At 51.3% G+C, this 12513-nt stretch carries 12 protein-coding genes, 5 tRNA genes and 2 pseudogenes; 8 read left to right on the forward strand and 11 right to left on the reverse strand.

Annotated elements, in window-relative coordinates; translation table 11 throughout:
• Positions 1-154 precede the first annotated feature (154 nt).
• Positions 155-244 (reverse strand) — tRNA-Ser (locus NA624_RS16875).
• Positions 245-332: 88 nt separating this feature from the next.
• On the opposite strand from NA624_RS16875, the gene mtfA reads away from it, so the two are divergent.
• The 4 genes and pseudogenes from mtfA to NA624_RS16895 all read left to right on the forward strand — a co-directional run bounded on the left by mtfA (position 333) and on the right by NA624_RS16895 (position 1982).
• Entirely contained in the window at positions 333-1130 is a 798-nt protein-coding gene (mtfA, locus tag NA624_RS16880) for a DgsA anti-repressor MtfA (RefSeq protein ID WP_000598927.1), read from the forward strand.
• A gap of 100 nt (positions 1131-1230) precedes the next feature.
• Positions 1231-1306 (forward strand) — tRNA-Asn (locus NA624_RS16885).
• 167 nt (positions 1307-1473) lie between these two features.
• Positions 1474-1738 (forward strand): annotated as a pseudogene (locus NA624_RS16890) (Arm DNA-binding domain-containing protein); the annotation flags it as partial.
• Between the two features lie 168 nt (positions 1739-1906).
• A tRNA-Asn gene (locus tag NA624_RS16895) sits at positions 1907-1982 on the forward strand.
• A 502-nt stretch (positions 1983-2484) separates the two neighbouring features.
• Here NA624_RS16895 and NA624_RS16900 read toward each other — a convergent pair.
• Positions 2485-3939, reverse strand: a complete 1455-nt coding sequence (locus NA624_RS16900) for an AMP nucleosidase (protein WP_000428191.1) — start codon at positions 3937-3939, stop codon at positions 2485-2487.
• A 45-nt stretch (positions 3940-3984) separates the two neighbouring features.
• Here NA624_RS16900 and NA624_RS16905 point away from each other — a divergent pair, with 45 nt between their 5' ends.
• Positions 3985-4146: a hypothetical protein gene (locus NA624_RS16905; protein WP_001531298.1), complete on the forward strand. Its 162-nt coding sequence runs from the start codon at positions 3985-3987 to the stop codon at positions 4144-4146.
• On the opposite strand, the gene NA624_RS16910 is transcribed toward NA624_RS16905, so the two are convergent.
• The 4 genes and pseudogenes from NA624_RS16910 to NA624_RS16925 all read right to left on the reverse strand — a co-directional run bounded on the left by NA624_RS16910 (position 4135) and on the right by NA624_RS16925 (position 7015).
• A complete protein-coding gene (locus NA624_RS16910; protein ID WP_000228161.1) occupies positions 4135-4461 on the reverse strand; it encodes a DUF1493 family protein in 327 nt (108 codons plus the stop codon). The two genes, NA624_RS16905 and NA624_RS16910, sit on opposite strands and share 12 nt — an antisense overlap.
• Positions 4455-4920: pseudogene (locus tag NA624_RS16915) on the reverse strand (STM2901 family protein). The gene NA624_RS16910 and the pseudogene NA624_RS16915 overlap by 7 nt, the downstream one beginning before the upstream one ends.
• Before the next feature lie 421 nt (positions 4921-5341).
• Positions 5342-5417: transfer RNA gene (locus NA624_RS16920), tRNA-Asn, on the reverse strand.
• Positions 5418-5557: 140 nt separating this feature from the next.
• Positions 5558-7015: an EmmdR/YeeO family multidrug/toxin efflux MATE transporter gene (locus NA624_RS16925; RefSeq protein WP_001542574.1), complete on the reverse strand. Its 1458-nt coding sequence runs from the start codon at positions 7013-7015 to the stop codon at positions 5558-5560.
• Positions 7016-7174: 159 nt separating this feature from the next.
• On the opposite strand from NA624_RS16925, the gene NA624_RS16930 reads away from it, so the two are divergent.
• Both NA624_RS16930 and NA624_RS16935 read left to right on the forward strand, forming a co-directional pair.
• Positions 7175-7250, forward strand: a tRNA-Asn gene (locus tag NA624_RS16930).
• 165 nt (positions 7251-7415) lie between these two features.
• The gene (locus tag NA624_RS16935) at positions 7416-7718 is read left to right on the forward strand and encodes an Arm DNA-binding domain-containing protein (RefSeq protein ID WP_001219028.1); all 303 of its coding nucleotides are present in this window, start codon (positions 7416-7418) and stop codon (positions 7716-7718) included.
• Between the two features lie 18 nt (positions 7719-7736).
• On the opposite strand, the gene arsB is transcribed toward NA624_RS16935, so the two are convergent.
• Genes arsB through NA624_RS16960 form a run of 5 tightly spaced genes read right to left on the reverse strand, consistent with a single transcriptional unit; the run spans position 7737 to position 11851 of the window.
• On the reverse strand, positions 7737-8786 hold the full coding sequence (gene arsB, locus NA624_RS16940; RefSeq protein ID WP_001276043.1) for an ACR3 family arsenite efflux transporter: 1050 nt from the start codon (positions 8784-8786) through the stop codon (positions 7737-7739).
• 17 nt (positions 8787-8803) lie between these two features.
• Positions 8804-10564 carry an arsenical pump-driving ATPase gene (gene arsA / locus NA624_RS16945; RefSeq protein WP_439040278.1) on the reverse strand — a complete coding sequence of 587 codons (1761 nt, stop codon included), beginning with the start codon at positions 10562-10564 and terminating at the stop codon, positions 8804-8806.
• A gap of 43 nt (positions 10565-10607) precedes the next feature.
• Positions 10608-10970 (reverse strand): arsenite efflux transporter metallochaperone ArsD, encoded by a 363-nt coding sequence (gene arsD, locus NA624_RS16950; protein WP_000849418.1) that lies wholly within the window; start codon positions 10968-10970, stop codon positions 10608-10610.
• 33 nt (positions 10971-11003) lie between these two features.
• Positions 11004-11480, reverse strand: coding sequence for an arsenate reductase ArsC (locus tag NA624_RS16955; RefSeq protein WP_001101540.1), 477 nt, complete (start codon positions 11478-11480; stop codon positions 11004-11006).
• The gene (locus NA624_RS16960) at positions 11477-11851 is read right to left on the reverse strand and encodes an ArsR/SmtB family transcription factor (RefSeq protein WP_001041817.1); all 375 of its coding nucleotides are present in this window, start codon (positions 11849-11851) and stop codon (positions 11477-11479) included. The genes NA624_RS16955 and NA624_RS16960 overlap by 4 nt, the downstream gene beginning before the upstream one ends.
• Positions 11852-12264: 413 nt before the next feature.
• Between NA624_RS16960 and NA624_RS16965 the strand changes: the two genes are divergently transcribed.
• Complete coding sequence (locus NA624_RS16965) at positions 12265-12507, forward strand: Arm DNA-binding domain-containing protein (RefSeq protein WP_024133754.1); 243 nt, start codon at positions 12265-12267, stop codon at positions 12505-12507.
• Positions 12508-12513: the final 6 nt, after the last annotated feature.

Genomic DNA, 12513 nt, shown 5'->3' on the forward strand with positions numbered 1-12513 from the left:
AAAGTAAAAATAACACCATCCCTGGCCCCCTCTTCTGGCAGAAAAAGCATAAGATGGCGATACGTTTTTCACGTAATATTCTAACAGAATATTCTAAGTGTATTCTAAGTGTGAGACTGATCGCTGAAAGAAGATGAGCTAAGTGTTTGAATTGTGGCGGAGAGAGGGGGATTTGAACCCCCGGTAGAGTTGCCCCTACTCCGGTTTTCGAGACCGGTCCGTTCAGCCGCTCCGGCATCTCTCCGTATATTGCAATGATGCCAGGTAATTTGGCATTTTAACAGACCCTATTCGGGTAATTTTGTTCAAGTGACGAGTTTACGAGCAAAACGATGATTAAGTGGCCCTGGAAAGCACAAGAAATAACCCAGAACGAAGACTGGCCGTGGAATGATGCGCTGGCTATACCTCTTCTGGTAAACCTCACCGCGCAAGAACAGGCTCGGCTTATTGCGCTAGCCGAACGTTTTTTGCAGCAGAAAAGACTGGTAGCGCTACAGGGATTTGAGCTCGACTCGTTAAAAAGTGCACGTATTGCGTTAATTTTTTGCTTACCGATCCTGGAGCTCGGTATTGAGTGGCTTGATGGTTTTCATGAAGTGCTCATTTATCCCGCGCCCTTTGTGGTAGATGATGAATGGGAAGATGACATAGGTCTGGTGCACAGCCAGCGTGTCGTACAGTCGGGACGAAGCTGGCAACAAGGGCCCATCATTCTGAACTGGCTGGATATCCAGGACTCGTTCGATGCTTCGGGTTTCAACCTCATTATTCATGAAGTCGCGCACAAACTGGATATGCGTAATGGCGATCGCGCCAGCGGCATCCCTTTCATCCCGTTGCGCGATGTGGCTGGCTGGGAACACGATCTCCACGCGGCAATGAATAATATTCAGGATGAAATCGATCTTGTTGGCGAAAGCGCTGCCAGTATAGATGCCTATGCCGCCACCGACCCTGCAGAATGTTTTGCCGTGTTGTCAGAGTATTTTTTCAGCGCGCCAGAACTGTTTGCTCCACGTTTCCCGGCGCTATGGCAGCGTTTTTGCCAGTTCTATCGCCAGGATCCTTCTCAGCGCTTACGGGTAAACGCTGCCGAAGGCGACTACGGCGAGGAATCCGAACATTAATTCCTCACTTTGTGGGTTAATTAACCAATTGAATTGGCGCGTTAATTTTACTGTTGACACCTTATAGCGGGCCCAGTATTATGCGCCTCGTTGAAACAATTCCTCTGTAGTTCAGTCGGTAGAACGGCGGACTGTTAATCCGTATGTCACTGGTTCGAGTCCAGTCAGAGGAGCCAAATTTAGGGAAGCAGACGTTCACTGACGTCTGCTTTCTGCATTTATATCAACTGATTATCCCCTTTTTCAGGTTCACCCTCGTTCACTAAAAATCATTCGAAGCCATACCCTTTTGCTGGTAAAGCTGGTTCGATTTACGTTTTACCAGCACGCGGAGGGAACCGTCATGTCACTGACTGATACTAAAGTAAAAAATGCCAGACCAGCGGAAAAGGCTGTCAAGCTCACTGACGGGTTTGGCCTCTATCGGTTCGAAATACTGGCAGTTGGGCTACCGCTATTATGGCAATCAGGAGGTGTTTTCCATTGGGGTTTACCCTGCTGTATCGCTTGCCGATGCCAGATAATGCCGTGACGAGGCTAAAAGGTAGCTGGCTCAGGGGATTGACCCGAACGCAAAAAAACAGGCTGATGAAAAAATCCTTCAGGAAAATTTGACTTGTGTAATTACAGACAAAGTTGCGCCATGCCGGAGCAAAGCAGGGATTAGATCAAAACTTCAACGCTTTGTTGTTTTTGTCAGCAAACAAACGCGTAATCTTATTTCCCCCTTTGACAAGCCGAACACACATCGTTACTATGCGCCCCGTTCACACGATTCCTCTGTAGTTCAGTCGGTAGAACGGCGGACTGTTAATCCGTATGTCACTGGTTCGAGTCCAGTCAGAGGAGCCAAATTCCTGTTTTCAGGCGTACTTATAAGTCACTATTCAGTTAGGTTCCAATAAGTTAGCGTGAAAATCTTTCCCGATGTGTGTCTGGTTTTTCCTGCGTATCCGGCGAAATTGGTGGTCTGATTTGGGGCCATTTCAGTTCGATAATGGCGTGACCACCCTATATTCCTGTCCGACACGAAAATCCGCAGTATCAAGCCTTTTGATAACCCCTTTAAACTGACCGATTCACACGATCTGTATCTACTTGTCAATCCGGGCTTGTGGGTCAGGCGCTCAAGGAGCGTGAAGTGTGGCGCAATGTTTTCGCCTTCCGGCGCGTTTCCTGACGTAGAGGCGATTATCGGTGACAGGTCTCCGGCGATGGTGATGAAGCTCGCGGCACAATAAGGCCTTAGCGGGATGCGGAATCGCCTCCCGCTAAGGCTTCATTCAGCCACTTTCCATATCATATAAATACGCCTCTTCCGCTCCTGTCCAACAGCAGGCGACAGCTCATTTCGTTAGCGAAACGGTGGCTCATTAAACGTGCGTAATTTACGTGAGTGCAAACGATCACCTTCTGCGCGTAGCAAATCAATAGCACGAATACCAATTTGCAAATGTTCTGAAATAGCCCCCTCATAAAACCGGTTTGCCTGCCCGGGCAGTTTAATTTCACCGTGTAAAGGTTTGTCAGAAACACAAAGCAACGTGCCGTAAGGCACACGAAAGCGATAGCCCTGGGCTGCAATCGTCGCGCTCTCCATATCAATCGCAACCGCGCGGCTAAGGTTGAATCGCAGCGCCGATGCGGAATAACGAAGCTCCCAGTTACGATCATCCGTGGTGACGACTGTTCCCGTGCGCAGTCGCTGTTTCACCTCTTCGCCGGGCATTCCGCTAACCGCTTTGGTAGCGTCGTACAGCGCACGCTGTACTTCCGCAATGCTTGGAATAGGAATATCAGGCGGCAGAACAGCATCCAGCACATGATCATCGCGTAAGTAGGCATGGGCCAGCACATAATCGCCAATCGCCTGACTTTCTCGTAACCCTCCACAGTGCCCAATCATAAGCCAGACGTCAGGCCGCAACACGGCCAAATGGTCGCAAATCGTTTTAGCATTTGAAGGGCCGACACCAATATTTACCAGCGTAATCCCCTGCCCATCTGCCGTTACCAGGTGCCAGGCGGGCATCTGATGCTTCTTCCAGGCCAGATCGGAAATAGCCTCTTCCGGCGCTTCCGTTTCTGCCGTGATCCAAATTCCGCCGGCACAGGAAAGCGCGATATAGGGGCTGTCAGGATCAAGAATTTGGCTGCATCCCCAGCGCACAAACTCATCGACATAGCGGGTGTAGTTGGTAAACAAAACGAAGGGCTGAAAATGTTCAACCGGCGTACCGGTATAGTGCCGTAACCGGGCCAACGAGAAGTCAACACGACGCGCGTCGAAGTGCGATAACGGATAGAATTCGCCGGGGTGGAACAGACCGTCTGCCGTCTCATCGCCAATCTGCGCCAGTTCTGTGGTAGGAAAATGGCGCGTTAGCCCGGCGCTCATAGAACGATCCAGCGTCAGAGCTGAGCCGTCAATCACGTAAGGATACGGGATCTCATGGTGCGAGGCCTCCACCGCAATATGCGCGCCATAATCATGATAAACGAGGTTAAGCTGTTCCAGAAGATAAGCGCGAAATAGCGCAGGCCGCGTAACGGTAGTGGTATAACAGCCGGGATGAGTAAAGCGTCCAAAAGCGCGTGTTTTAGGCGGGTTCGGTGTCGCGCCATCCCAGCTTACAGACAGCGAAGGATAAACAAACAGTCCGTTAAGCCTGGCATGGGGATCGGGCAGCGTGCCGTTATCAACATAGTCAGCGATGGCTTCACGGAGCGCGTTAACCGACTGCTCGTACAGCTCCTCCAGGCGATCCAGCGCCTGCTCGGGCGTCAGGTTTGTGCCTTTATTTTCCATATTATTCTCCTTAGCGTTCACAGGTGAGGCACGTCATTCGATAGTATGACAGCAAAGGAAGAAACTAAAAGGGTTAGCGTAAGGGCGGCGGCAGTAAACATGAACCCTTTAAAAAGAAAAGAGAACTATCTTAGCGCCACCATCATCGCTCAAAAAGAAGGGTACTGGTACAGCCATTTGTTAAGTTCATTACAATTAGTCATATAACCATTTCCCGGCTTTTGCTGACTCGATCAGCATGCTGATAGTGAAATCTGGGACGGGTACAGGCTCCGTTTTCTTGAACGGATGCCATGAAAAAGGGTGATTAGGAAAATAGGTTTCTATTCTGAAGTTACCTCGCTCGACATTGAGTTTCTCGAAGAATTTATTCATGAGATCTTCGGCTTCAAGTTCATCAATGCTCAGATCAGTATCAAGGTCAATCTCTGGTGTTAATTCCACTTGCTTAATGTTGAACAGATATGTGCCAACATAAGGCCGTACAAGCTCGTAAACTTGCTGTTCAATATTGTCTACCATAACTTATCATTGCCCCGAGCAATGGTATTGTAGTCGCGTATAGTGCGATATGTTATTTGTGACACATCTGCGGCAAGGATAATTTCCCCGATCAAAGGAATGGAACGTCCAACAAACGGCGCAATGTTACGAACCATAACACGTCTGGCTGTCCACGGGGTGTAACCGCCCTAACCATGTCGGAAGGGATATTCCAAAGGGAAATTTTGACTTTTTAAACACTGCACGTGCAGTCCTGGACGCGTATGATGTGCCTTTAGTCGCTCCAGCGGGTTTCGCCCTTGTCCAGAGATTATTGCGACCTGATACCAGAGCAACAACGGCCCCGAAATCTGCAACACCAATCCCAAACTGGCTTGCGGTATTCTCACAAAAAATCATAAACAGAAGTTCGGCAGCAGTCAGATTGGATTTTCCTGCATAGAAGTATGTTCCATTTAGTTCTTCTACTGTATCCATTAGAAACTCTATAGCTGCTATTTTGGTTTACTTATTATACAGCCTTGTTTCGAATGAAAGAAATCAATCTTTTGGGAAAGAACGGATCAAGATCACGGGAAATATCTGAAATCAGATGAAAGAGACAGTCGCGATTCCCACCAGGGGCATCACCTGGCAAGCTTGTGTGATCGCTCCGTTTGAACCGAACACATCTATATGTCAGCATACTGATACGGGTTTGATCTTGCGGATAGCGGTATCGGTTAATGCCATCGGCGGGGGCTCCATTTTTCCAACGAACCGTGAAGCCTCCGATTAAGTCCTCAAGAAACTATGGATGTCAAAAAACCCGGTAAACCTTCTCAGGTCAACCGGGCAAAGATAATTTCTTGTTTTTTAAACGTTTCCGGACTCGCCAGGATGTCCCGAAACTAAAATTTGGCTCCTCTGACTGGACTCGAACCAGTGACATACGGATTAACAGTCCGCCGTTCTACCGACTGAACTACAGAGGAATCGTGTGAACGGGGCGAATATTAACGAGGTGCCCCTGGCTTGTCAAAGCCTGTTTTCACAAAAAAAGTTCGTTTGCTGTTTTATTCCACACTTCGGTTAAAATTCACCGTTTCCTGATGATTTTCACAGCAAAAAGCGCTTACTCCCTCTTTACGCGCGGGTATCTCCACAGCCAGCGCCCGCTTACCAGACGCCAGTAAAACAGCGCGCCGCGCACGGCCCAGTCAAGAAACATCCCCAGCCAAACCCCTACAACCCCCATACCCAGCACAATACCAAGCGTATACCCTGCCACAACGCGACAGCCCCACATCCCCAGCATTGATACCCACATCGCAAATCGCACATCGCGCGCGCCTTTAAAACCCGACGGCAACACCCACGCGGCCGCCCAAATTGGCATAAAGGCGGCATTAAGCCAGAGCAGAACTTTCACTACCTCTTTTACGTCCTGCTCCTGGGTATAAAATGAGGCAAACAGACCCGCGAACGGCGCTGTCCCCCAGGCAATTGCCGTAAGTACGATAGTTGACATCCAGAATACATGGCGCAGTTGACGCTCTGCCTGACCAATTTGCCCGGTACCAAGACGCTTACCAGTGATAATAGTCGACGCCGAACCAAGGGCGTTACCCGGCAGGTTGATAAGCGCCGCCACGGAAAAGGCAATAAAGTTACCCGCAATAACGTTAGTGCCCATTCCGGCGACAAACATTTGTGTCAGTAGCTTGCCACCGTTGAACAGCACTGACTCAATGCTCGCCGGAATACCGATACCCATCACTTCCCAGATAATGCCGAAATTCAGCGGCTTCAGATAGCTTTTCAGCGGAATGCGCAGCGCCGGATTAAAACCAATCATCAGCACCCAAATAATCGCTACCGCGCCGATGTAGCGCGAAATGGTTAATCCCAGCCCCGCGCCGGCAAAACCCAGCCCTTGCCAGGAGAAAGCCCCGTAAATCAGGATGCTGCTGATGATAATATTGAGAATGTTCATCCCGCCGTTAATCATCAACGGGATTTTCGTATTCCCTGCCCCACGCAGCGCGCCGCTACCGATTAGCGCAATTGCCGCAGCCGGATAACTCAGCACCGTCAGTTCAAGGTACGTTAACGCCAGCCCCTTTACTTCTGGCGTCGCCTCGCCTGCGACAATATTAATAATTTCACTGCCGAAATAATGAATGACCACTGCCAGCACAACGGCAAATAGCGTCATAATCACCAGCGACTGGCGCGCCGCCGCCCTTGCCCGTCGCCTGTCGCGCTTGCCCAAGCTAAAGGCGACCACCACCGTAGTACCAAGATCGATAGCCGCAAAAAAAGCCATAATTACCATATTAAAACTGTCGGCAAGCCCCACGCCCGCCATTGCTTCCTTGCCCAGCCAACTGACGAGAAAAGTACTGAGCACGCCCATTAGCAAAACACAGGTATTTTCCAGAAAAATGGGGATAGCAAGTGGGGTGATTTCACGCCAGAACAACACCTTGTAACTCTTGCGTTTGGCATACCAGGGCGTACGGACGACAACCTGGCGTAAGGCAGTGGAGACGTTCAAAATGGACCTTAAAGAAGAGAGTTGAAACCACATTTCAATAATGAGCGAGAAATCGTAAGGCTGCAAAGCTTTTTGCAGAAAAAATGTCTACAAATGCAACAAAGTGATGAGATAACCCGCAATCGAATCTGTAAGGGGTTAAATGGGGTTTGACAAAAATTTTTCCGCCGCTAATATACGACCCCACACGATTCCTCTGTAGTTCAGTCGGTAGAACGGCGGACTGTTAATCCGTATGTCACTGGTTCGAGTCCAGTCAGAGGAGCCAGATTTTAGTTTCGGGACATCCTGGTGAGTCCGGAGACGTTTAAAAAACAAGAACTTATCTTTACCCGGTTGACCTGATAAGGTTTGCCGGGTTTTTTGACATCCATGGTTTTTGGGGACTTAATCGGGGGCCTCACGGTTCGTTGAGAAAATGAAGCCCCCGCCGATGGCATTAACCGATACCGCTATCCGCAAGATCAAACCCACCGATAAATCCTTCAAGATTACCGACAGTTCAGGACTCTACCTGCTGATCAAACCCAACGGCTCAAAGCTCTGGTACATGAAGTACCGCATTGACGGGAAAGAAAAGAAGCTGGCTTTTGGCCCTTATGCGGTGAAAAAACAGTTAATCAGGTCGAACTCTGCGAAAAATCTGGATGGTGAGTTCACGCCGCCTGAAACACAGCATTACCCGGCCCTGCCCCTTGAGAAACTGCCTGAATGTTTGCCGCGAACGGATAATTAGAGAGGGATAATATCTCCGCTAAGCTCTCTCATACCACCCTTTCGAACGATTCACCACTCGCACAACCAGCAGCATCACCGGCACCTCAATGAGCACCCCAACCACGGTCGCCAGCGCCGCACCGGAATGAAAACCAAACAGGCTGATTGCCGCTGCGACAGCCAGTTCAAAGAAGTTCGATGCGCCGATCAGGCTGGATGGACAGGCAATATTGTGCTTTTCGCCCACCAGTCGATTCAACCCATAGGCCAGTGCCGAGTTAAACAGCACCTGAATCAGAATCGGCACCGCCAGCAGGGCAATGACCAGCGGCTGTTGCAGAATGGCTTCGCCCTGAAACGCAAACAGTAACACCAGCGTTGCCAGTAATGCCGCCATTGACCACGGGCCGATTTTCGTCAGCGCATTATCGAATGCCGCTTGCCCCTTGCGTAGCAGAGCCTTACGCCAGAGCTGGGCCAGAATAACCGGCACAACGATGTACAGTACCACAGAGGTCAACAACGTAGCCCACGGTACGGTAATGGAGGACAGGCCGAGTAGCAGCCCAACAATCGGCGCAAAGGCGAAAATCATGATGGCATCGTTCAGCGCTACCTGCGACAGCGTGAAATAAGGGTCGCCGTTAGTGAGTCGGCTCCAGACAAACACCATCGCCGTACAGGGCGCGGCGGCCAGCAGAATAAGCCCAGCGATGTAGCTTTCAAGCTGATCGGCGGGTAGCCACGGTGCGAATAAATAACGGATAAACAGCCAGCCAAGCAGTGCCATTGAGAAGGGTTTAACCAGCCAGTTGATAAACAACGTTACGCCGATCCCGCGCCAGTGCGCTTTGACCTGACCCAGCGCCCCGAAATCAATGCGCAGCAGCATAGGAATAATCATTACCCAGATAAGTAAACCGACCGGCAAATTGACGCGGGCGATCTCCAGACCGCCGATAACGCGAAAGACGCCCGGCACCACCTGTCCGAGCAAAATGCCGATGGCGATGCAGAGCGCAACCCAGACGCTCAGGTAACGTTCAAACAGGTTCATGGCCGGAGCGGCCTGGGTTTGTGCGGACATAGCAGACTCCTTTGGGTTTATTTTCCCGTTGTGCTCAGTTGTAGCAAACGTTCGACACCAACAGGCTCTTCGGCCTGTAGCGGCACCAGCGCGCAGCGGCGGGCATGGTGGGTACAGACGGCATCAATCTGCGGTCGTTCACGTTCGGCGCGCTGGCGCAGCAGCGGCGATGTAGTCGGCGTATTGATCAGGCTGTTGTTAATCACCCAACCCCAAGGTTCAATCCCTGCGCGGCGCAGATCGTCCTGCAAATGGGCGGCTTCCAGCACCGGCGTGGTTTCCGCCAGCGTGGCGATGAGAACTTTTGTCTGTTCGCTGTCCTGTAGACGCATCATGGGCGTCAGTACGGGCTGACCGTGCTCACCGGCCAGTCGGGCAATCTCGCGATGATAAGCGCCAGTAGCGTCAAGCAGCAGCAGCGTATGGCCGGTTGGTGCGGTATCCATGACGACGAACTGTTTACCTGCCTCCTGAATGATGCGGGAAAATGCCTGAAACACGGCAATTTCTTCCGTGCAGGGAGAACGCAGATCTTCTTCCAGAACGGCGCGCCCCTGTTCGTCGAGGTTTTTACCCTGCTCAGCCATCACCTGCTGCCGGTAACGCTCGGTTTCGGCCTGCGGATCGATACGGCTGACGGTCAGACCGTCGAATGAGCCGTCCAGCGTGTTAGTCAGGTGTGCCGCCGGATCGGATGTGGACAGATGTACCGGATGACCGCGACGGGCCAGTTCAACGGCAATCCCCGCAGCCAGCGTGGTTTTCCCCACGCCGCCTTTGCCCATCAGCATGATCAGGCCATATCCCTGAGATGCGAATCCGTCTATTAGTGATGACAATGAAGGGAGATCTACGGGGGAGATATCTCCGGTTTCCATCGGAGCGCCTGTTGCGCTGTCGTCCAGCAGGCCACGTAATGCCGACAGACCCACCATATTGAACGGTTTTAGCGGCAGGCGATCGCAGGGCAATATGCGCAGATTATCAGGTAAATGTTGCAGCGCCTGTTGTTCACGCTGATACAGTGCCTGCGCCAGCTTATCGTGCGCAGTTTCCTGCTCAGGCAACAGGCTGTTAATGACCAGATACTGCTGCGTCAGGCCGATGGCGGCCAGTTCGTCATACGTACGCGATACTTCCTTCAGCGTTGCGGTCTGCGCTCTGGCGACCAGCACCATGCGCGTCAGTTCTGCATTCGCCAGTGCGTCCACGGCGGCGCGATACTGGCTGCGCTGTTTTTCCAGCCCGGCCAGCGGTCCGAGACAGGACGCGCCGTGTTGGCTGTTGTCAAGATAGCCGCTCCATGCGCCGGGCAGTTGCAGCATTCGCAGCGTATGCCCGGTCGGCGCGGTGTCGAACACAATATGGTCGTACTCATCGCGCAGTTGCTGATTGGTCAACAGCGTGGTGAATTCATCAAAGGCGGCAATTTCGGTGGTGCAGGCACCGGAAAGGTGCTCCTCGATACCCGCCACGATGTCATCCGGCAGAATGCCACGCACCGGGCCGACAATGCGCTCACGGTATTTCGCAGCGGCGGCGGACGGATCGACCTCCAGCGCGGACAGTCCGTTAACCGCTGCAATCGGGGTTATCTGGTGGCCGATGGTCTGTTCAAATACCTGCGCGACATTGGACGCCGGATCGGTGCTGACCAGCAATACGCGCTTGCCGGAAGCGGTCAGATGAATCGCGGTAGCGCAGGCCAGCGATGTTTTACCCACACCGCCTTTACCGGTAAAAAACAAAAAGGGGGGCACCTGCCGAAGCATCAGCATAAAAAAGACTCCTTTAAATTAAATAAAGCGGGAAATCAGTCCATCAGCAGCACTTATCGCCACCGCAACAGGAGGAAGTCGCTGGCGTAAAACTCGAATAGACGGTAAGCCCCATCCAGCGCGCCAGTTCCTCTCTGCGAGGGTAACGACCAGCCAGTGCGACTTCACCATCCACCAGAATCAGCGGTAGCGCCTCTTTGCCGGAACGGGCCAGAAAGCCTTTAACGATTTCGTTCTGTGCGAAGAGCAATGGTTGCTGTGCCAGATTGAAACGCTCAATATTGACGCCCTGCGTTCTGGCCCACTCAAAATCAGCGGCGAATGCGACCAGCGCCGGATCGGTTTCCGGGCCACAGACGCCGGAAGAACAACATAAAGCGGGATCGAAAATCTGAATCGTCTTCATTTGACTCTCCATCAACTATTGAAATATAGGTCGTTAAAAAATTTCGCCAATACGATCCAGTTCGACTTTCAGACGAGCGCGATCGTGCAGTAATTCATTCAGCGGTAGCGCCAGAAAGGCTTCAATACGCGCACGTAATGTCTGGTAAGCAGTGACAAAAGCCGCATCGATTTCGGCATCGCTACCGGTAGCATGAGCCGGATCGTCAACGCCCCAATGGGTACGCATCACGTTACCGAGCCAGGCCGGACAGGTTTCTCCGGCAGCGTTTGAACAGACTGTCACGACAATATCCGGCGTCTGCGGCAGATCGTTCCACGATTTGCTGAAATAGCCTTCTGTTGAAATGCCTTCCCGCGCCAACAACGCCAGTGCTCGGGGATGTACGTAACCCGCCGGGTGACTGCCTGCGCTCATGGCGCGCCATCCGGCTGGAGCCAGATGGTTAAACGTGGCTTCGGCCAGCACGGAACGGCAGGAGTTGCCGGTACAGAGAAAAAGTACGTTCATGATTTACTCTTTTTCGTGGTGTTGAGTGGTGGTAAAACGGCTTCTGAGCAGGAAGAAGCCGAACGAAAACCTGCGCATTGTTCCGGGTGGCCTGAACAACACTCCTCGGTCAGCCAGCCGATTAAATCCAGCATCAGTGGGATGTTGGCACGATAACGCTGGTAACGACCTTCCTGTTCTACCGTCAGCATCCCGGCCTGCGTCAACGCCTTTAAATGAAACGATAAGTTAGTCGGCGGGATATCCAGCGTTGAAGCGATCTCCCCGGCAACCATGCCCTCGGTACCCATTTTGATCAGGAGGCGATATACATCCAGACGCACGCCGGAGGAGAGGGATTCAAAGATGGTTGTGGCAGTTTGTTTGTTCATAATGTGGGGCGGCCCTCTATGATTCAATATTTCAATCATTATTGAATAATCGAATTAATTCAAGTATCCGTTAATAATATCTAGTGGAAATGGCAAGATGGGGGGAAATAATCCCACTTTTAAAATGTGATAAAAATCACATTCTTAGTGCATCATTACGATCGGGGCTTTTATAAGGGCCTTATTTTGAATTTAGAAAATAAATATTTTATTATTCAATGAGATAAAAAACGCACCCAGTCAGAGGAGCCAAATTCCTGTTTTCAGGCATCTCAGCATGTCTCAATAGTATTTTGATTCAGAGAGTTAGCGTAGAAAACTGTCTCAGTGCATATTGATTTATCTCTCCGCATCGGGACAAATTGGTGGTCTGATTTGGGGTCATTTCAGTTAGATAAAGGAGTGATCACCACATGCCCCTTACTGACAGTAAAATCCGCGCTACTAAACCTTCACCAACTCCCTTTAAACTGACCGCTTCTCACGGTCTGTATCTGCTTGTCAGTCCGGGCGGTTCCCGCCTCTGGTATCTCAAATATCATTTCGACCGAAAAGAATACTCGGCGCGGTGGATAAGAGAGCCTTACAGGCGCATACGATCTGACATTTGCATCAAACTTCGTTACTTACGGCCCGTAAACGGGCTGCCCGGATAAGGGATC

It is taken from the genome of Salmonella sp. NW38 (genome assembly GCF_051807745.1).
GTDB classification, from domain to species: Bacteria; Pseudomonadota; Gammaproteobacteria; order Enterobacterales; family Enterobacteriaceae; genus Salmonella; species Salmonella enterica.